Origin of the sequence: Pararhizobium sp. LjRoot255 (genome assembly GCF_964252905.1) — a bacterium.
Taxonomy (GTDB): domain Bacteria; phylum Pseudomonadota; class Alphaproteobacteria; order Rhizobiales; family Rhizobiaceae; genus Pararhizobium.
This window is the reverse complement of record NZ_CAXUPQ020000001.1, coordinates 644646-664626: the sequence shown is the minus strand read 5'-3', so window position 1 is coordinate 664626 and position 19981 is coordinate 644646. Positions and strand designations below refer to the sequence as shown.

17 protein-coding genes are annotated in these 19981 nt (G+C 63.3%); 12 read left to right on the top strand and 5 right to left on the bottom strand.

Features of this window, described 5'->3' with window-relative positions; genetic code table 11:
• Nucleotides 1-57: 57 nt before the first annotated feature.
• From ACSQ2W_RS03385 to ACSQ2W_RS03375, 3 genes are read left to right on the top strand one after another with little or no spacing between them, the layout of a single operon-like run.
• Entirely contained in the window at nt 58-2022 is a 1965-nt protein-coding gene (locus tag ACSQ2W_RS03385; protein ID WP_436084983.1) for a pseudouridine synthase, read from the top strand.
• A 6-nt stretch (nt 2023-2028) separates the two neighbouring features.
• Complete coding sequence (gene rsmD / locus ACSQ2W_RS03380; RefSeq protein ID WP_436084982.1) at nt 2029-2589, top strand: 16S rRNA (guanine(966)-N(2))-methyltransferase RsmD; 561 nt, start codon at nt 2029-2031, stop codon at nt 2587-2589.
• 19 nt (nt 2590-2608) lie between these two features.
• Entirely contained in the window at nt 2609-3478 is an 870-nt protein-coding gene (locus tag ACSQ2W_RS03375) for a patatin-like phospholipase family protein (RefSeq protein ID WP_436084981.1), read from the top strand.
• A gap of 6 nt (nt 3479-3484) precedes the next feature.
• Here ACSQ2W_RS03375 and ACSQ2W_RS03370 read toward each other — a convergent pair whose 3' ends face one another.
• Nucleotides 3485-5344 carry a monovalent cation:proton antiporter-2 (CPA2) family protein gene (locus tag ACSQ2W_RS03370; protein WP_436084980.1) on the bottom strand — a complete coding sequence of 620 codons (1860 nt, stop codon included), beginning with the start codon at nt 5342-5344 and terminating at the stop codon, nt 3485-3487.
• 168 nt (nt 5345-5512) lie between these two features.
• On the opposite strand from ACSQ2W_RS03370, the gene ACSQ2W_RS03365 reads away from it, so the two are divergent.
• The 5 genes from ACSQ2W_RS03365 to ACSQ2W_RS03345 all read left to right on the top strand — a co-directional run bounded on the left by ACSQ2W_RS03365 (nt 5513) and on the right by ACSQ2W_RS03345 (nt 10161).
• Entirely contained in the window at nt 5513-6859 is a 1347-nt protein-coding gene (locus ACSQ2W_RS03365) for a TldD/PmbA family protein (protein ID WP_436084979.1), read from the top strand.
• Between the two features lie 60 nt (nt 6860-6919).
• Nucleotides 6920-7732 carry a 3'(2'),5'-bisphosphate nucleotidase CysQ gene (locus ACSQ2W_RS03360; protein ID WP_436084978.1) on the top strand — a complete coding sequence of 271 codons (813 nt, stop codon included), beginning with the start codon at nt 6920-6922 and terminating at the stop codon, nt 7730-7732.
• 59 nt (nt 7733-7791) lie between these two features.
• On the top strand, nt 7792-8028 hold the full coding sequence (locus ACSQ2W_RS03355; RefSeq protein WP_436084977.1) for a DUF4170 domain-containing protein: 237 nt from the start codon (nt 7792-7794) through the stop codon (nt 8026-8028).
• Between the two features lie 94 nt (nt 8029-8122).
• The gene (gene waaA / locus ACSQ2W_RS03350; protein WP_436084976.1) at nt 8123-9436 is read left to right on the top strand and encodes a lipid IV(A) 3-deoxy-D-manno-octulosonic acid transferase; all 1314 of its coding nucleotides are present in this window, start codon (nt 8123-8125) and stop codon (nt 9434-9436) included.
• A gap of 17 nt (nt 9437-9453) precedes the next feature.
• On the top strand, nt 9454-10161 hold the full coding sequence (locus ACSQ2W_RS03345) for an HAD family hydrolase (protein WP_436084975.1): 708 nt from the start codon (nt 9454-9456) through the stop codon (nt 10159-10161).
• Here the strand turns inward: ACSQ2W_RS03345 and ACSQ2W_RS03340 are convergent.
• On the bottom strand, nt 10116-10307 hold the full coding sequence (locus tag ACSQ2W_RS03340) for a flagellin (protein ID WP_436087665.1): 192 nt from the start codon (nt 10305-10307) through the stop codon (nt 10116-10118). The genes ACSQ2W_RS03345 and ACSQ2W_RS03340 overlap by 46 nt on opposite strands.
• Nucleotides 10308-10547: 240 nt before the next feature.
• Here ACSQ2W_RS03340 and lpxK point away from each other — a divergent pair, with 240 nt between their 5' ends.
• The gene (gene lpxK / locus ACSQ2W_RS03335) at nt 10548-11585 is read left to right on the top strand and encodes a tetraacyldisaccharide 4'-kinase (protein WP_436084974.1); all 1038 of its coding nucleotides are present in this window, start codon (nt 10548-10550) and stop codon (nt 11583-11585) included.
• A gap of 12 nt (nt 11586-11597) precedes the next feature.
• Here lpxK and ACSQ2W_RS03330 read toward each other — a convergent pair whose 3' ends face one another.
• A complete protein-coding gene (locus ACSQ2W_RS03330) occupies nt 11598-11828 on the bottom strand; it encodes a DUF2093 domain-containing protein (protein WP_436084973.1) in 231 nt (76 codons plus the stop codon).
• A gap of 169 nt (nt 11829-11997) precedes the next feature.
• Nucleotides 11998-13797, bottom strand: a complete 1800-nt coding sequence (gene mutL, locus ACSQ2W_RS03325; RefSeq protein ID WP_436084972.1) for a DNA mismatch repair endonuclease MutL — start codon at nt 13795-13797, stop codon at nt 11998-12000.
• Between the two features lie 282 nt (nt 13798-14079).
• Between mutL and ACSQ2W_RS03320 the strand changes: the two genes are divergently transcribed.
• On the top strand, nt 14080-15816 hold the full coding sequence (locus ACSQ2W_RS03320) for a response regulator (protein WP_436084971.1): 1737 nt from the start codon (nt 14080-14082) through the stop codon (nt 15814-15816).
• Nucleotides 15817-16012: 196 nt separating this feature from the next.
• Nucleotides 16013-17374, top strand: a complete 1362-nt coding sequence (locus ACSQ2W_RS03315) for a putative bifunctional diguanylate cyclase/phosphodiesterase (RefSeq protein WP_436084970.1) — start codon at nt 16013-16015, stop codon at nt 17372-17374.
• Here the strand turns inward: ACSQ2W_RS03315 and ACSQ2W_RS03310 are convergent.
• On the bottom strand, nt 17338-18312 hold the full coding sequence (locus ACSQ2W_RS03310; RefSeq protein ID WP_436084969.1) for a LysR substrate-binding domain-containing protein: 975 nt from the start codon (nt 18310-18312) through the stop codon (nt 17338-17340). The two genes, ACSQ2W_RS03315 and ACSQ2W_RS03310, sit on opposite strands and share 37 nt — an antisense overlap.
• 90 nt (nt 18313-18402) lie before the next feature.
• Between ACSQ2W_RS03310 and ACSQ2W_RS03305 the strand changes: the two genes are divergently transcribed.
• Nucleotides 18403-19953: a trimethylamine methyltransferase family protein gene (locus tag ACSQ2W_RS03305; protein WP_436084968.1), complete on the top strand. Its 1551-nt coding sequence runs from the start codon at nt 18403-18405 to the stop codon at nt 19951-19953.
• Nucleotides 19954-19981: the final 28 nt, after the last annotated feature.

Sequence of the window (19981 nt, the reverse complement as noted above, 5' to 3'; positions counted from 1 at the left end):
TCTCTTAACCCTTGGGCTGCGACCTGATAGGACAGCCTCAAAAGGCAGGCAACACAAATGACATTCAAAGACAAGCCCCAGCGGCCCGGCGGCAAGCCGGCTGGCCGCGACAAGAAGCCCTACACCGGCGCCCGCAAGGCCGCGGCCGCGCATTCCGGTGCTGAAAAGACCGAAGCGGAAAAGCCGCGCAAGCCAAGAGCCGCGGTGGAAACCGTCGATGCGGACGTGCCGCAGCGCATTTCCAAGATTCTGGCGCGGGCCGGCGTCGCTTCTCGGCGCGATATCGAGCGCATGATCATGGAAGGCCGCGTCAGCCTGAATGGCAAAGTGCTGGACACGCCGGTTGTCAACGCGACGCTCGCCGACACGATCGAAGTCGATGGCCAGCCGATCCGCGGCATCGAGCGCACCAGGCTCTGGCTCTATCACAAGCCGTCCGGCTTGGTGACGACCAATTCCGATCCGGAGGGACGCCCGACCGTATTCGACAACCTGCCGGACGATCTGCCGCGCGTGCTGTCGATCGGCCGCCTCGATATCAATACCGAAGGTCTGCTGCTGCTCACCAATGACGGCGGTCTGGCCCGCGTTCTCGAACTGCCGGCGACCGGCTGGCTGCGCCGCTACCGCGTCCGCGCCCACGGCGTGATCGACCAGGCAGCACTCGACAAGCTCAAGGACGGCATTGCCGTCGATGGCGTGCTTTATGGCTCGATCGAGGCGACGCTGGACAAAGTCCAGGGCTCGAATGTCTGGATCACCATGGGCCTGCGCGAAGGCAAGAACCGCGAAATCAAGAACGTCATGGGCGCGCTCGGCCTCGACGTGAACCGCCTGATCCGTATTTCCTATGGCCCCTTCCAGCTCGGCGAGCTGCCGGAAGGTCATGCCCAGGAAATTCGCGGCCGCACGCTGCGCGATCAGCTCGGCCCGCGCCTGATCGAGGATGCGAAGGCGAATTTTGACGCGCCGATCTTCGACGCCGCCCCTGCTGAGGAAGAAAAGCCGCCAAAAAACGAATGGTCGGCTGGAAAGCCTGAGACCAGGGAACGTGGCGCCTTCCGCGAAAAGGCAGGCGACAAGCGCGAACGGGCACTCTCGCGTCTCGACACCAAGCGCGACGATAGAGGCGGGGGACGTGGCGACCGCAACGAGCGTGGCGCGGAGGCGAGATTCGACGAACGTCCGAAGCGCGAACCCGCCCAGCGCCCCCGCAAGGCCAATGTCTGGATGGCGCCCGGTGCCCGTCCGATTGCCGAAAAGAAACCCAAGGATGCGCAGGCAGCGGATGTGGCTGAAAAGCCCGTACGTCGTGAGCGCCCGGAAGGCGCGCCGGCGACCAAGCGCTACGGCCGGACCAAGGATGGTCTGCCGATGAAGTCCAACAAGAAATTCGACCCGGATCGCAAGAAGGCGACCGTCTACGATCGCCCTGATCGCGGCCCGCGTGTCGTGGTCAATCGGGCCGATGACGATGGCGACTGGATCAGGGCCAGCGAAGAGACGAGCAGGGATGAAGGCCGCGGCGGCGACCGCAAGCGTGGCGGCGACCGCGATGCACGTGGCTTCGGTGATCGTCCGGCCCGGCGTGAAGGCGGTGACCGGCCACCGCGCCGCGAAGGCGGCGACAGGCCGTTCGGTGATCGCAAACCCCGCGCCGAAGGCGCACGCTCGTCTTCCGATCGGCCGAGAAGCGCCAAGCCCCAGGGTGATAGGCCCCAGGGTGATAGGCCGCAAGGCGATCGTCCCCAGGGTGACCGCCCGCGCAAGCCGTTCGGCGAGAAGTCTTTCTCCCGCGAGGATGGTGACCGCAAGCCGCGGGATTTCGGCGACCGCCCGCCACGTGGCGATCGCCCGGCCGGTGATAAACCACGCGGCAAGTCCTTTGGCGGCAAGCCGGGCGGTGCGAAGTCCTTCGGTGCGAAAAGCGGCGGCCCGCGTGGCGGCAAGCCCGGCGGTGGCGGCAAGCCGTCCGGCGGACGCCCGGCGGGTGGCGGCAAGCCGCGCGGACGCGGGAACTAAGCGCAGGTGCGGATCGTCGGTGGTGAGTTTCGCGGGCGCGGGCTCGCTACGCCCAAATCCAATGACATCCGGCCGACGACGGACCGGACGCGCGAAAGCCTGTTCAATATCCTGAGCCACGCCTATGCGGATGCCCTTGACGGCACCCGCATTCTCGATCTCTTCGCCGGCACCGGCGCGGTTGGCCTCGAAGCCCTGTCGCGTGGCTGCCGCCAGGCGCTGTTCGTCGAGCAGAGCGCCGAGGGCAGGGGCCTGTTGCGCACCAATATCGAGGCGTTCGGCCTGACCGGCCGGGCGCGCATCTTCCGCCGTGACGCGACCGATCTTGGACCGGCCGGCACGGTCGAGCCGTTCCACCTCGTCTTTGCCGATCCGCCCTATGGCAAGGGCCTTGGTGAAAAAGCACTCGCTTCGGCCGCGAAAGGCGGATGGCTGGTGCCGGGCGCTCTTGTCATTCTCGAAGAGCGGGCCGATGTTCAACCGGTGCTGCAGGATGGTTTCGAGCCCGTCGATGACCGCCTGTTCGGCGATACGAAGATGCATTTCTACCGTTACCGCGCCGCGTGATACCGGAAAGACGCTGAGCATGTCGCAAGGCCTCGAAACAGTGATGAAATCAGCGGACCCGACGGTTGCCGTAGCCTTCGGCGGCGGCGGCGCGCGGGGTCTCGCGCATATCCATGTCATTGAGGCGCTGGACGAACTCGGCATCCGCCCGGTCGCGATCGCCGGCTCCTCGATCGGTGCGATCATCGGGGCAGGCATGGCGGCCGGCCTTAGCGGCCAGGAAATCCGCGATCACACGCTGGCGACGGTCGGGCGCCGCAAGGAGGTCGTCAATCGGCTATGGAGCCTGCGGCCATCGAGTTTTTCCCAGGCGGTTACGAACGGCTTTCGTGTCGGCCAGTTCAATATCGAGCGCATCCTTCCCGCTTTCCTGCCTGAGAGCGTGCCGAAGGATTTCTCTGGCCTGGATATCCCGCTGAAGGTGATGACCACCGATTATTACGGTCAGACCGAGCGCGTCTGCCAGTCCGGCGACCTGCATCAGGCGCTGGCGGCCTCGGCCGCGCTTCCGGTCCTGTTCAAGCCGGTTCGGATCGATGGCCGCGTGATGATCGACGGCGGCATCTACAATCCGGTGCCCTTCGATCATCTCACAGGTCTGGCCGATATCGTCATCGGCGTCGACGTCGTCGGCGGGCCGGATGGCGACGGTGAAACCATGCCGAGCTGGATCGATAGCCTCTTCGGCGCCAGCCAGCTGATGATGCAGTCGATCATCGCCATGAAGATGAAGGCGCATCCGCCGGACATCCTCCTGCGGCCCGAGGTGAACCGCTTCCGGGTGATGGACTTCCTCAAGGCGCAGGAGGTGCTGGCCGCGACGGCGCCGGTCAAGGAGCAGCTCAAGGTTGCACTTGACGCAGCCTTTGAGGCGAAAAGCCGGGCCTGAGCGGGATCAGTCCGCGTCGGCCAAGGCGCCCTTTTCCGGGCTGGCTTTGATGTTTGCCGTGGCCGAAAGGATATCGTCGCCCGGCTCCAGCGAGGGTGCCACCTCGCGCTTGGGCTTTATCAGCGGCTCCGGCCTGACCGGTTCGAAATGCAGCATGTCGCGGCCGGCGCTGATGCCTTCGGCTTCCTGCACCGCCAGCCGCGCCTCGTCGCGCCGGCGGATGTCGTCCATGATTTCCTGCGCTTGGTTGTCGCCGACGCCAAGCCCCTCCAGCGTCTTGCGACCGAACACGAGACCGGACTCGAAGGTCTCGCGCAGCTCGTAGTCAACGCCGCGCGCCCGCAGTGACAGCGTGTGCAGCCGGTCGTAGGCGCGGGCATAGATGCGGGCGTTCGGATATTCCGCCTGCACCATATCGATGATGCGATCGGTGATCTCCATCTTCTGGGTGCAGACCGCGACGATCTTGGCGCGCTCGATGCCGGCGGCGCGCAGCACGTCGAGCCGCGTGCCGTCGCCGAAATAGATGCGGAATCCGAAGGTCGCGGCCTGGCGAACGCGGGCAGCGGAATGATCTATGATCGTCACGTCGCGGCCGCCTGCGAGCAGGATCTGCGACGCGATCTGGCCGAAGCGGGAGAAGCCGATCATCAGCACGTCGGCGCCGGCGCCGTCGAAGTCCTCCTCGAGTTCTTCCGTCATCTCCTCATGCTCGTGCATGAGCAATCCGGCGAGCGCCGCGGCTGCAGGCGTCAGCGCCATGGAGAGCGTGACAATGACGATCAGCAGCGACGCCCAGCTGGCGGAAAACACGCCGGCTGCGGCAGCGGCGGTGAAGAGCACGAAGCCGAATTCGCCACCCTGCGGCAAGAGCAGCCCGATGCGCACCGCGTCATTGTGCGGCGAGCCCGTTACGCGGCACAGCGTATAGATGATCACCGCCTTGATCAGCATCAGCGCCGGCACAGCGAACAGGATCAGCAGATAGTTCTGAAGGATGACGTCGACCTCCAGCGACAGGCCAACGGCCATGAAGAACAGGGCGAGCAGCAGCCCGCGGAACGGCTCGATATCGGCTTCCAGCTCATGCCGGTAGGAGGACTCGGCGAGCAGAACGCCGGCGAGAAAGGCGCCCATCGCCATCGAGAGACCGGCAAGCTGCATCATCGTCGCCGCACCGAGCACGATCAGCAGCGCGGCGGCAATCATGACTTCCCGCGCACCCGTGCGGGCGATGATCTGGAACAGGGGATTGAGCAGATAGCGGCCGGCAACCACCATGATCAGGATCGCGCCGACAGCGATGCCGAAGTCCTGGAGCGGCGGGCTGGTATCTTCAGGCGCCTGCAGGGCGAGCAACGGGATCAGCGCCAAAAGCGGCACGATTGCCAGGTCCTGCAGCAAGAGCAGCGAAAATGCCCGCTGGCCGTAGCGCGTATTGGTGTCGCCGTTCTCATCGAGGATCTGCAATGCGAAGGCCGTCGATGACAGCGCCAGCCCGAAGCCGGTGATGATACTGCCGCTCCAGTCGAGCATGCCAAGCTCGTAGAGGATCGCCGAGACAGCCGCGCCGGTCAGAAGCACCTGCGCGGTGCCGAGCCCGAAGATATCGCGCCGCATCTGCCAAAGGCGCGAGGGCTTCAGCTCAAGGCCGATGATGAACAGCAGGAAGACGACGCCCAGTTCTGCAAAACCGAGGATCTGCTCGCCCTCTGTGATCTGGTGCAGCAGCGGGCCGATGATGATGCCGGCGGCCAGATAGCCGAGAACCGTGCCGAGCCCGAGCTTCTTGAAGATCGGGGCTGCCACGACAGCGCCGCCGAGCAGCAGCAGGGCCTGGGAGGTGAGGGCGGGTGTCGTCGACATGTCTGCTCTTTCCTGCCCGTTGCGGTGCAACCGGGCTATCCCATCTCTCCATGGGCAAGAGATTGCCCGTGATCGGGTATTTCGTCGGGGCTGCGGCCAAGAATCAGGGTATGCCCTTGATGCCCGTCCCAGTGCACAATAAATGGGGCAGGAATGAAAGGCTAAATCATGTCCGATATTATCGATTCCGGCGTTCTCCAGCAGCGTGCGGCCGAGCTTGTCGATCTGGCGCTGAAGGCTGGCGCCGACCAGGCGGATGCCGTGGCGATTCGCTCCCGGTCCCGCTCCGTCTCGGTGCGGCTCGGAAAGGTCGAGGGAACAGAGGCGTCGGAAGGCGACGATTTTTCGCTCCGCGTCTTCGTCGGCCGCCGCGTCGCCAGCGTTTCGGCCAATCCGGGCTTCGACCTCAAGGTCCTGGCCGAGCGCGCGGTGGCCATGGCCAAGGCCTCGCCGGAGGATCCTTTCGCCAGCCTCGCCGATGCCGCGCGCCTTGCGAAATCCTATCCCGATCTCGATCTCTTCGATCCGACCGAAATATCGACCGAGACCCTGACGGCGGCGGCGCTGGAGGCGGAAGAGGCAGCCCTTGCCGTGAACGGCGTCACCAATTCCAGTGGCGCCGGCGCGTCCGCCGGCATGGGTGGGATGGTTTTGGTGACCTCGCACGGTTTTTCCGGCGCCTATATGGGCACGCGCTTCGGCTGTTCCGTCAGCGTCATTGCCGGCGACGGCACGAAGATGGAACGCGACTATGATTTCGACAGCCGGCTCTTTTTCGCCGACCTGAAACCGGCCGCGGAAATCGGCCGAACGGCCGGTGAGAGGGCGGTCGCCCGCATCGGTCCGCGCCAGGTGCCGACCCGGAAGGATGTGACTGTCGTCTTCGACCCGCGCATGGCGCGCGGCTTTGCCGGGCACATCGCCGGCGCGATCAACGGCGCGTCGGTCGCCCGCAAGACGAGCTTCCTGCGCGACATGATGGGAAAGCCGGTCATGAAGGCGGGCATCCATGTCACCGACGATCCGCTGGTGGTGCGCGGCTCCTCGTCGCGTCCCTTCGATGGAGAAGGCGTGACCGGTGAGAGGCTGTCGATGATCGAGAATGGCGTGCTCAAGCAGTGGTTCCTGTCCACGTCGACCGGCAGGGAACTTGGGCTGGAAACCAACGGACGTGGCGTGCGCGGCGGCCCTGCGGTGTCGCCATCGCCGACGAACTTCGCCCTGGAGCCCGGAGATATCTCCCGCGAGGACCTGATCCGCAATGTTGGAACCGGCTTTTATGTCACCGAGCTGATCGGCCAGGGCGTCAACATGCTGACGGGGGAATACAGCCGCGGCGCCTCGGGCTTCTGGATCGAGAACGGCGAGTTGACCTTCCCCGTATCGGAAGTCACCATCGCCTCGAACCTCAAGCAGATGTTCTTCGGCCTCACGCTGGCAGACGACATCGATCGCAAGTTCGGTATCGCCGCACCGACGCTTGCCATCGAGGGCATGACACTCGCGGGCAAGTGAGCCGCCATCCGCTTATCGACCTTCAACGCGGCCGGTGGCCGCGGGAAATGGAAAGACTGAATGACTGCCGTTCGTCCATCGCCGGATCAATGGATCACCGATCTGGAACTCATCACGATGGCGGCGAAAGCCGCGGGCGAAAAGGCGTTGTCCTATTTCCGCAAGAATCCGGACGTCCAATGGAAGAATGAAGGCCGCTCGCCCGTCAGCGAAGCGGATTATGCAGCCAATGACATCCTGAAGGAAAAGCTCCTGACGGCCCGGCCCAATTACGGCTGGCTGTCGGAGGAGACCGATGACGATGAGGCCCGGCTCGGCTGCGATACCGTCTTCGTCGTCGATCCGATCGACGGAACCCGCGCCTTCATCGCGGGCAAGGATGTCTGGTGCGTCAGCGTCGCCGTCGTGCATGTTGGCCGCCCGGTGGCCGGCGTGCTGTATGCGCCGGCTCTTGATGAACTGTTCCAGGCGACGCTGACGGGCGACGCGCAAAAAAACGGAGCGGCGATCAACGTCAGGGCAGATGTGGAATCGACGCTCCGGATTGCCTTGGCTGAAGACGCCGTGGGACTTCTGGAAGACGGCTACCGGACAAGCGTTTCGCGCATTGCCCATGTGCCTTCCCTTGCCTATAGGATCGCCATGATCGCTGATGGGCGGATCGATGGCACCATTGTCAAGAAAAATTCCCACGACTGGGATCTCGCCGCCGCCGACCTGATCCTGGAGCGAGCGGGTGGCGCGCTTTTCGGCCTCGACGGGCAGCCGCTTTCCTACAATCGCCCCAATGTTCGCCATACCGTCCTGTGCGCCGCCGCAAAGCCCGCTTTGCCGGCGCTGATTGCCGCGTCACAGGGGCTGGAGGGCCATTGACCTTTCCGGCTGAATGCCGCAAACACGAGCAAAATACGTCAAGAAAATCGGAAGGTCAGATGGCTCAGAACTCGGAAAAGAAACAGCGGCTCCATCTCGTGTTCGGCGGTGAATTGACGACGCTGACCGGCGTTCAGTTCCGCGATCTGGAAAAGCTCGACGTCGTCGGCATCTTCCCCGATTACGACAGCGCGCTGACCGCCTGGAAATCCAAGGCGCAGTTGACCGTCGATAACGCCCATATGCGCTATTTCATCGTGCACATGCACCGGCTGCTCGATCCGGAACAGGCTTGATGCCGGTCCGGTCCGCACACGCCGCGCCTTCAAGGCGTGCTGCCGGAAGCGCTTGGCTTTCAAAGCCTGAACGCGAAAGCGGAGACGTCTTCTCATGAGCCGCATCCTTGCGCGGCTGGCGCTGTCCAGCTACCGCTGGATAGGCACGGCTATCTATCCGCTCGTCTGGTCCTATCTTGCCGCTCGGGCCGTCAAGGGCAAGGAGGATTCCACCCGCCGCCTGGAGCGCTACGGCCACGCCAGCGCGCCGCGTCCGCAGGGGCCGCTGGTCTGGTTCCATGCCGCCAGCGTTGGCGAGACCACGGCAGTCATCCCGCTGATCAGGGAAGTATCGCGCCGCGGCATCGCCGTCGTGCTGACGACGGGAACAACGACGTCGGCGCGTCTGGCCGCCGACCGGCTTGGACCCGGCATCATCCATCAATATGTGCCGCTCGATTTCAAGCCGGCCGTCGCCCGCTTCCTCGATTATTGGGAGCCGGATCTGGCGATCATCGCGGAATCGGAAATCTGGCCGATGACCATCGTCGAGCTCGGTCGGCGCCATATTCCCCAGGTGCTGGTCAATGGCCGCCTGTCCGATCGCACCTTCGGCCGCTGGAAGAAGCGTCCGTGGCTTGCCGATGCCTTGTTCGAAAACCTCGCGCTGGTCATTGCCCAGTCGGACCTCGATGCCGACCGGTTCCGCACGCTGGGTGCGCTGCCGGTGATGGTGTCGGGCAATCTGAAGGTCGATACCGATGCGCCGCCGCATGACGGGCAGGTCCTCAGGGATTATCGCCAGCAGATCCGCGACCGCAAGACCTGGGCCGCGATCTCGACCTTTGACGGCGAGGAGAATGCCGCAGGCATCGTCCATCGCGCTCTGAAGGAACGCACCGGGCTGCTGACCATCATCGTGCCGCGCCATCCCGAGCGATGCGACGCGATCGAGGCGATGCTGAATGCCAAGGGGCTCACGGTCGCGCGGCGCACGCGCAATGATCCGATCACGCCGGAGACGGACATCTTCCTTGGTGATACCATCGGTGAAATGGGACTTTATCTGCGCTTGACCGAAGTTGCCTTTGTCGGCCGGTCGCTGTTTGCCGAGGGCGGGCAGAACCCGCTGGAGCCGGCGATGCTCGGCTGCGCCATCCTGTCCGGCGGCAATGTCCAGAATTTCCGCGACACCTACCAGATGCTCGCCAAGAACGGCAGCGCCAAGATTGTCCGCGATGTCGAGATGCTGGCCAAGGGCGTCAATTATCTGCTCGTCAACGACGACGTGCGTCGCAAGATGATCGATGCCGGGCTCGAAACCGTGCATGAAATGCGCGGAGCACTGTCGGCAACGATCAGGGGGCTGGAGCCCTACATTAATCCGCTGACGGTGAAGGCGCGGCTGCAGCCCCGCGGCGAGACCTGATTTTCCGGGAAAGTCCGATGACGCGTGAAAAAGTGATATCCGGAATCCTCTTCGACAAGGACGGGACGCTGCTCGATTATGTCAAAAGCTGGGTTCCGGTGAATTACGAGGTTGCCAGCATCGCTGCTGATGGTGATCATGACCTTGCCCGCCGCCTGCTGGCGGCGGGCGGCATGGATCCCGACACGGGCTATGTGACGCCGGATAGCCTTCTGGCTGCCGGCAACACGGTGGAGATCGCCACCGGCATGGTCGCCGCCGGCGCCCGTTACACGGTGGAAGAACTGACGGCGAAGCTCGACGGGCTCTTTTCCAATTCGGCCGCCTTTGCCGTGCCGGTTACCGATCTCGCCGCCTTTTTTGCGGGATTGCACGCCAAGGGCTATTGGCTCGGCGTCGCCTCCAGCGACAACGAGCGCTCGATCCGCGAGACCGCGAAGCGCTTCGGCTTCGACGGCTATCTGCACTACGTCGCGGGCTACGACAGCGGCTTCGGCACCAAACCGGAGCCCGGCATGGTCCATGGCTTCTGCGCCGCGACCGGGCTTGAGCCGCATCAGGTGGCGGTCGTCGGCGACAACAACCACGATCTGCATATGGGCCGAAGCGCAGGCGCCGGCCTCACGGTGGCGGTTCTGACCGGCACCGGCTCACCACAGTCGCTCGCGGCGGCATCAGATCATTGCCTCAACGATATCACCGAGCTCGAGACCGTTCTGATCTGACGTTCGGCTGACCTTGTCGCTTGCTGGAACAGCTGCATCAGCAGAGACGGTGCGTTGTTTGCGATGTTCAGCGCCTGGACGGCGAGTTGAACCTGCGACTGGATGGCCTTCAGCCTGATCGAAGCGTCGCTCATATCGGCGTCCACCAGGCACCCGACGCCGTTGACTTTCGCCGGTGCCGGTCGCGCGTTTCGACGGGTCACGAGGCCAGGTCATTTGCCACCGCGGATAGCGCGTGACGGCTTGCAATTCCCGGCAATCTGCCGTTTTGTGTCGCCAGCCAAAGCTGGTTTGCCGCAAGAAGAATCTGGTTCGGCAACGGGAAAAACTTTTACCGTGCCGCAAAAGGCGGCAACCGGTGGGCGTGGGGAGGCCTGGAAGCACTGATGGTTTCTGAAGCACCGCCGTTCTGGTGGACCAAAGCGGATTGGCGCGCCTATGGCCTCTGGCCCTTCTCCTGGATTTATGGCCGCATTTCCGGTTGGCGCATGGACCATGCGCGGCGCGCCACTGTCCAGGTTCCCATCATCTGCGTCGGCAATTTTACCGTCGGCGGGGCAGGCAAGACGCCGACCGCGATCGCGCTTGCCCGGGCCGCCCGCAAGCGTGGCCTGAAGCCGGGGTTCCTCAGCCGTGGCTATGGCGGCTCGCTCGACGTGACGACGGTGGTCGACCTTTCCCACCACCGCGCCCGCGATGTTGGCGACGAGCCGCTGCTTCTGGCCCGCGAGGGCCTTGCCGTGGTCTGCCGCAGGCGGGTCGAGGGCGCCCGCCGATTGGTCGCCGAAGGGGCCGATCTGATCATCATGGACGATGGTTTCCAGAGCGCCCGGCTGGCCTTCGATTTTTCGCTGCTGGTGATCGACAGCCGAAGGGGGATCGGCAACGGGTTCCTCATCCCCTCCGGCCCGGTCCGCGCGCCGATCCGCCAGCAGATACGCCACGCCTCGGCACTTCTGAAGATCGGTAACGGTGACCGTGCCGATGCGCTGATCCGCCGGGCGGCCCGCGCCGGCAAGCAGATCTACGAAGCCAATGTCATGCATCTCGACGATGGCAGCCTGAAGGACGTGCCGGTTCTCGCTTGGGCGGGCATTGCTGATCCGGAAAAATTCTTCCGCACCGTGCGCGAAACCGGCGCGGTTCTCGCGGAAAGCCGCAGCTTCCCCGATCATCACCATTTTTCCGAGGACGAGATTGCCGATCTGCTCGATCACGCTGCTGCCCAGGGCCACCAGCTCTTGACGACGGCCAAGGACATGGTGCGGCTTGAGCCAGGTCATGGCCGGGCTGCGGAACTGATGGAAAAGAGCCGGGTGATCGATGTCGAAGTCCGCTTCGACGATCCGGCCTCGCCCGGCAAGATCATCGATGCGGCGTTGAAGGCCGCGCGGGCGCGCAGCCTGCGCAAGGGCAGGAAATGAGGACGGGCTGTCTTACGATTTCTGGTTCGGCAGGATGCCGGCCCGTTTGTCGGCCTGATACGACGCCTCTGCATCGGCATAGGCTTCCTGCCGCTCGACGCTCCAGTAACGCAGTTCGTCGACGGGGATAGCAGCGCCGGTCACCGCGCAGGTGACATATGATCCGGGCAGCACGATCTGGAAGTCGCCATCGAGATAGCGGATCTTGGCTTCCCTGTTGCCGTTGCCTTCAAACCGGTTCATTGTCCTTCGACCTCGCATCTTTGTCGTCCGCTTTCGGAGCGCATTCGGGCCGGCATCCTTCTGGATGCGCCCAAGGCCTTGAGCTACTGCATATCCAGGCATCACCTGTTGTATTCATGCTCTAGCGCGCAAAACGCCAAATTTCCAGCGCAATTGACGTGTCGCATCGTCAACTGCGTCCGAACAGCCGCTCGATATCGGACAGCTTCAACTCGATATAGGTCGGCCGGCCGTGGTTGCACTGGCCGGAGCCGGGCGTTGCCTCCATCTGCCTGAGCAGCGCGTTCATCTCTTCCGGCCTGAGCCGTCTGCCGGAGCGCACGGAGCCATGGCAGGCCATGGTCGCCGCCAGATAGTCGAGCCGGCTGGCAAGCCCGTTTGCTGTATCCCATTCGGCAAGCTCGTCGGCCAGTTGCCGCACCAGTCCGACGGCATCCATTTCGCCGAGCATCGACGGTGTTTCGCGGATGGCGATGGCGCCGGGGCCGAAGCGCTCGATGCCGAGCCCAAGTTGTGAAAATTCGGCGGCATGGCTGATCAGCCGGTTACAATCGTCTTCCGGCAGATCGATGATTTCCGGAATGAGCAGCGCCTGCGCCGGGATCGGCCTTGAATTCAGTCCCTTGCGGAGTTCCTCGAACACCAGACGCTCATGGGCTGCGTGCTGATCGACGATGACAAGGCCATCCTCGGTCTGGGCGACGATGTAGTTCTCATGCAGCTGCGCCCGGGCCGCGCCGAGCGGATGGGACTTCTCCGGTTGCGAAACGGCTATCGCTTCGGGTTCAAACGTTGACGCGTGGGCCGATGGCGTTGCCATCTCGGCAAAGGCAGCCTGCGGCGCCTCGCCAAATCCGCGCCGCGCCGCATCGAATGCCATCGGCCGGTAGGGAGATGAGGAAGCGCTCCAGCCGCCATTCGGCCGCGGCGGTTCCGGCCGGAACGCCCGCATCAGCCCGCTGGCGCCGGTCGTCGAGGCTCGGTCTCCGCCCTGCGCCATCGCCTGCCGGATCGCGCCGATGATCAGGCCGCGAATGAGCCCCGGGTCGCGGAAGCGGACATCCGATTTCGCCGGATGCACATTGACATCGACGACGTCGGGATCGACCGTCAGCGACAGCACCGCGACCGGATAGCGGCCCTGAGGAATGGTCTCGGCATAGGCGGCACGCAGCGCCGACCAGATCAGCTTGTCCTGCACCGGGCGGCCGTTGACGAAGGCATATTGCTGCAGCGAGTTGCCGCGGTTGAAGGTTGGTACGCCGGCAAAGCCGGTGAGCCGCGCGCCTTCGCGTTCTGCGTCAATCTCGATGGCGTTGTCGCGAAACTCGCGGCCGAGCACCTGGGCGATGCGGGCAAGCCGGTCGTCGCCGGTGGATGGAAATTCAAGCGTCGTGCGGTCTGAGCCGGACAGCACGAAGCGAACGCCCGGAAAGGCGATCGCCATGCGTCGGACGACGTCGGAGATCGCCGAGGCTTCGGCCCGTTCCGTCTTCATGAAGTTCAACCGTGCCGGGGTGGCGAAGAACAGGTCGCGCACCTCGACCACGGTGCCCTGGTTGACGGCGGCCGGCTTCACCGGCTGCAGCTTGCCGCCGATCACCCCGATCTCGGCACCATGGCTTGCGCCGGCCGGGCGGCTGGCAATCGTCAAACGCGCGACGGAACCGATCGAGGGCAGGGCCTCGCCGCGAAAACCGAGCGTCCGGATGTCGAGAAGATTGTCGTCGAGCTTGGAGGTGCAGTGACGGCGAACCGCCAGTTCGAGATCGTCCGGTCCCATGCCGCACCCATTGTCGATGACCCTGAGCAGCGTCTTGCCGCCGCCTGCCGTGGCAATCTCGATGCGCGTCGCGCCGGCATCCAGTGCATTCTCTATCAACTCCTTGGCAGCACTCGCCGGCCGTTCGATGACCTCGCCGGCAGCGATCTGGTTGATGAGGGTCTCGGAGAGTTGTTTGATGGGCATGGCCTATTGTCCGGGATTCGGCGCCGCATGGAAAGTACGTCGCGCATTCTATCCCCGGATGTCATCCAAGGCGGTATGCCCGATAATGTCAGGCGGGTTTAATCAGGCCTTAATACAAAGCTGCGACGTTCGCCAAGAACCTGAATGAACACGGGTTTTGTCATTTGGTGCTTGTGGCGCAGCTGGCCGCCCAAGGCTTTCATCCCAGATACGGCCCCCAAAGAGGCACGTTCGTCAGCATGTCCGGAAAGAGAAGCCACCAAGGTATATGAGGGCTATGCAATGATTGATGTAGCGTCTTTCGGCGCGAACATCCAGAAAACGGTGCTCGAAGCGACGTCCGACGCGCTCGGCCTGGCTATTCTTGTCTGCGACAAGAATGATGAGATCATTTTTGCAAGCCGGCCCATTCTCCAGTTCTATCCCATCCCGGCGCAGTTCCTGGAAACCGGAACGCGGCTCAAGGATTTTCTCGGTGCCATCTTCGATTCAGGCGTCCGCAGCGGCACTGCGCCGGAAACGAGCCGCAGGCATGCCAATCGCGACGAGTGGATTTCCGAGCATCTTTCCCACCATTGGCGCGAGCGCTTCGAAGTGGTGGAGCGCATCGGTCGCCATCGCTGGATCAGCCTGCGCAAACGGCGGCTCTCCAACGGCCTCGGCATCGTCTGGATCAGCGACGTTTCCGAGCAGAAAAAGCGCGAAGAACAGATGCAGCTCGATCTTGAACGGATCGAACTGACCGAGGGCATCCTCGATTGCCTGCCCAATCCGATCTGCGTGAAAGACCGCAACCTGAACTATGTGGCCGTCAACAAGGCATTCTGCGCCATCCATGGTATGGCGGCAGAGGCCATCCTGGGGCGCTCCGTATGGGACCTGCTGGAGCCGGAACTCGCCGAAAAATTCGAGCGCTCAGACCGCGCGACGCTGGAAACCGGGGTCGTCCATTCCTTGCCCGAGCAGATCGTTCAGTCCGATGGCGAGGACCTCTGGGTCGTCACCTGCAAGTTCCGCGTCGGTGATCCGGGAAAATATCTGCTCGTCACCTGCATGAACGATGTGACCGGTCTGGTCGTCGGCTACAACGACCTCGACAGCATCGCGTCGGGTCGCTCGCCTCTGGACGTCAGGGATTACAGCGCCTTTACCCCGGCCCAGAATTGCTACGACCCGTTCCGGTCGATCGATATGCAGCACCTCGTTGAAGCCGGTGCGATCATCGAGCCGGTTTCCGCGATCAGGCACCGGGTCCTGCTGATGACGCCCGCGGTTGCTCTCGAGCAGAGCCTTGTGCCGCAATTGCACCGATGGGGCCTCGATGCATGTGCGGTCAGAAACAGAGCGGAACTGACGGCGTTCAAGGACATCTGCGCGGCGCGCCGTATTGAGATTGCAGCACTGATTGTCGATGGCACGATGGCTGGGGCGCAAGACGTCATCACCAACTGGAACGCGTCGCCATCCTTGCAATTGGCAAGGAATTGGAAAGTATCCGAGCTGCGCGTAAGCCTGCTTGCGCTTTGCGGCGACGGATCAGGCCGTGGTGGCGCGGATGCGATCGATTACCCGGCCGATTGGGACATCATCGTGCCGGATGGCGGGCTTGCCGCCAGGCCCGTGCCGGAAGTCGACGTCGTCGTCGCCGAAGACAATGAAATCAACCAGTTCGTCTTTGCCCAGATCCTCGAGGGTCTCGGCATCTCCTATCGCATCGCAGCCAATGGCGAGGAAGCCGTTCGGCTCTGGCAGCAATACCGGCCAGCTCTCGTCCTGATGGATGTTTCGATGCCGGTGATGAACGGCTTCGATGCGGCGCGAGCGATTCGCGCGGCTGAAAAATCGGCCGCTTTCCAGACGGCGATCATTGCCGTAACGGCCCAGGCGCTCGATATCGATATCGAACTGAGCAAGGCGGCGGGAATGGACGATCACATCACCAAGCCGATCAGCCCGGACATGATAGAAGCCGTTTATCGCAAGTTCGTGGTCACCAGACCCGAACGCATGGCGGGCTGACGTCGGCCACCGGTTCGAGCAGCCATGGTGACAGGGAATGGAAGGAGCCGGACAGATTTCACCGATATCCCGTGTCAATTCCCAGGAATTGGGGAGGGCACTGTGGAAACTGGTAAGGCTATGCTTTCGAAATCTTAACCCTCGCTGTCCATCGTCTATTCCTGACAATGCCTTAGAGCCAAGCCGGGAATGCGTTATGAATTCTGCTGAAACATCGTCTCAGCACATAAGCCAGAATGATCTGCATGCCATGGCCTACACCGATCCGCTGACCGGTCTGGGCAATTCATACAGGATGCGCGACAAGGTGCGCCAAATCGCTGCCGACCGCGCCAGCGACCCCGCGCCCTTTACCATCGGCCTTGCCAATCTCGACGGGTTCAAGCCGATCAACGATCTCTTTGGGCCGCATGCCGGCGACGAAATCCTCTGCCAGGTCGCGAGCCGGCTGCTCGCCTGCGTTCCCGATGGTGCGACCGTCATTCGCGCGGGCGGCGACGAGTTCGCCTTCGTGCTGCCGCTGGTATTCGAGCGAAAGGCGGCCGAGAAGGTCGGCAACATGCTGAAGGAGGTGCTGTCGGCCCCCTTCGATCTCGGCGAGCGCAACGTCCGCCTGTCTGCCTCCTTCGGTTTTGCCGTTTATCCTTTCGCCGGCGAGGAGTTCGAGGATCTTCTGAAAAGCGCCGACACGGCACTCTATCGCTCGAAGCGCCGAGGCCGCGGACAGATCACCGTCTACTCCCAGGAAATCGCCCAGGAGATGAGGCGCGCGACGCAGCTCGAGCAGGCGCTGCGCAACGCCATCATCGCCGACGAGGTCGATGTGCATTTCCAGCCGATCGTCAATCTGAAGACGGACACGGTGGTCGGTTTCGAGGCTTTGGCGCGCTGGTGCGATCCAGATCTCGGCTACGTTTCTCCGGCCGTCTTCGTGCCGCTCGCCGAAGAGCGTGGTTTCATCGATTCCCTCTCGGAAACGCTGCTGCGCAAGGCTGCCGAGACCGCGCTGCAGTGGCCGAAGGAACTCTTTCTCTCCTTCAACCTGTCTTCGGCGCAACTGATGGACCCGTCGACGAGCGGCGACGTATTGGCGATCATCAATCGCGTCGGCCTCGACCCTCGTCGCCTTGAGCTGGAAATCACTGAAACCGCCGTCATGACCGATGCCGACGTGGCCCAGAAGATCGTCACGGAACTCAGGGCCGCCGGCGTGCGCATCTCGCTCGACGATTTCGGCACCGGCCAGTCCAGCCTCGGTCGCCTGCGTGATTTTTCCTTCGACAAGGTGAAGGTCGATCGCGCCTTCGTCTCGCGCATTGCCGCCGATCGCGCGTCGGAACACATCGTCAAGGCGATCATCGCCATGTGCGAGGGTCTCGATCTCGAGGTGGTTGCCGAGGGCATCGAGGATTTGGCCGAAGCTTCGAAACTGAAGGATCTCGGCTGCGGCATGGGGCAGGGGTATTTCTATGGAAAGCCCGTCGACGCGGTCACGACGCTTCGCTTTCTCGCGGAAAAATATCACGAGCCCACGCCATCGCTGTCCGTCTCCATCTGAGGCCAGCCATCGTCGTTGTCGCGCATTTCCCGGCCCCCTTCCGCAAGAAGCCAGTCGCGCACCCGCCGAGCCTGCTGGTTGAGTTCGCGCGAGCGCGGCCAGACCACGTAGAATGCCAGATCCGTCTTCAGCACATGATTGCCGACCGGAACAAGCGCGCCGGAGCGAACCTGCCGCTCGATCAGATGGTTCCAGCCGAGAGCGATGCCTTCGCCGGCAAGCACCGCCTGGATGACGAGCACATAGTCGTTGAGCGTCAGCCGCCGCGACTGGGCCGGGTAGGATACCCCGGCGCTGGCAAACCATTCCTGCCAGCTATAGGCGCGCCTGACCGGCTCTTCCAGATGGATCAGAGGGTGATTTAGTAGATCGGCGGGCCGCCGCGGCATGCCGTGAGCCTCGACAAAGGCGGGCGACGCCACGGCGCTGATCACTTCCGGTGCAAGCAGGGCCGAGTGATAGCGCGGCCAGTTGGCGGGATCGCCGCCGCCGCGCACGCCGAGCGGGATCGGCTCCTCCTCCAGATCGAGATCGCGCACGCTGGTCTGGATGCGCAGATCGATCTCGGGCAGGTCCTCGCGCAGCTTCGTCAGCCGCGGCAGCATCCACATCGAGGCAAAAGCGGTCGAGGCGGCCAGCGTCACATTGCTCTCGCGCCGCTTCGCCCGGATATCCTCGGCCGACTTCTGAATCCGCGAAAGGCCGAGCGACACGTCGGCATGGAATTTCTCTCCTGCTTCTGTCAACTGGACGGCACGGTGGACCCGGTGAAACAGCGGCACGCCAAGCTGCTCCTCCAACCCCCGGATGGCATAGGAGACGGCGGCCTGCGTCATTGCCAGCTCATTGGCGGCGCGCGTAAAATTCTGATGGCGCCCCGCCGCCTCGAAGACGATCAGGCTGGAAGCGGAGGGGAGCAGACGGCGCAGGGTTTCCATAAATCCAGCTTATATCATGTGTTGAATTTTTCCAGCGTTACAGTGACCTTTTTCACCAGTAGCCTCGACTGAGACAATGGGAGGCAACAGATGGAAACGCCCGTGGCAGAAGCAGAACCGGCAAGACGCACACGCCCGGCGCGCCCGGCCCGGCGCGACAACGCGGCAAAGATTGCGGGCGTTCCCTACATCGTTCGCAACATTCCGACCTACGACATCCTGGGGGAGGAAAATCTCGTCAGGATCGAGCGCGTCGCCGACCGGATCCTGTCCGAGGTCGGCATCGAGTTTCGCGACGATCCGGCATCGCTCGACCATTGGAAACGGGCAGGGGCCAAGGTCGAGGGCGTGCTCGTGCGCTTCGAGCCGGGCATGCTGAACGAAATCGTTTCGGCGGCGCCTTCGCAATTCACCCAGCATGCGCGCAACCCGGCCCGCAATGTCGAGATCGGCGGCGGCAATGTCGTCTTTTCCCCGGCCTACGGTTCACCCTTCGTCATGGATCTCGACAAGGGCCGTCGCTACGGGACGCTTGAGGATTTTCGCAATTTCATCAAACTCGCCCAGTCGAGCCCATGGCTGCACCATTCCGGCGGCACGATCTGCGAGCCGGTGGATATCCCTGTCAACAAGCGCCATCTCGACATGGTCTACAGCCATGTCAAATACTCGGACCGTCCCTTCATGGGCTCGATCACGGCGGAAGAGCGGGCGGAAGATTCGATCGACATGGCGCGCCTCGTCTTCGGCCACGATTTCGTTGACAGGAACTGCGTCATCCTCGGCAATGTCAACGTCAACTCGCCGCTCGTCTGGGATGGCACGATGACGAAGTCGCTGCGCGCCTACGCCCGCGCCAACCAGGCGGCGGTCATCGTGCCCTTCATCCTCGGCGGTGCCATGGGGCCGGTCACCAATGCCGGCGCGATCGCGCAATCCTATGCGGAAACGCTGGCGGGCTGTGCGCTGACCCAACTGGAGCGAAAGGGGGCACCGGTCATTTTCGGCAATTTCCTTTCCTCCATGTCACTGCGTTCCGGCTCGCCGACCTTCGGCACGCCGGAGCCTGCCATCGGCTCGATGGTGATCGGCCAATTGGCGCGCCGGCTGAAGCTGCCGCTGCGCTGTGCCGGCAACTTTTCCAACTCCAAGCGGCCGGATGCACAGGCGATGCAGGAGGGTGTGATGTCCATGATGTCGGCCGTGCATTGCGGTGCCAATTTCATCCTGCATTCGGCCGGCTTCCTCGATGGCTTGCTCGCCATGTCCTATGAGAAATTCGTCATGGACACGGATTTCTGCGGCGCGCTGCATTCCTATCTCGCGGGCGTCGTTGTCGATGACAACACGCTTGCCATGGATGCTTTCCTGCAGGTCGGTCCGGGCAGCCACTTCCTCGGTTGCGATCATACGATGCGCAACTATCAGACGGCCTTCTGGGATTCGGCGCTTTCGGACAACGAGCCTTTTGAAAAATGGAGCGAGGAGGGCGGCTCGACCGACATGGCGGCGCGCGCCAACGGGCGCTGGAAAAAGACGCTCGCCGAATATGAAGCGCCGCCTCTGGACGTGGCAATCGACGAGGCGCTGACGGACTATATCGCAGGACGCAAGAGCAGCATGGCGGATGCCTGGTATTAAAACGGCGGCGCTTTCGCACCGCCGTTTC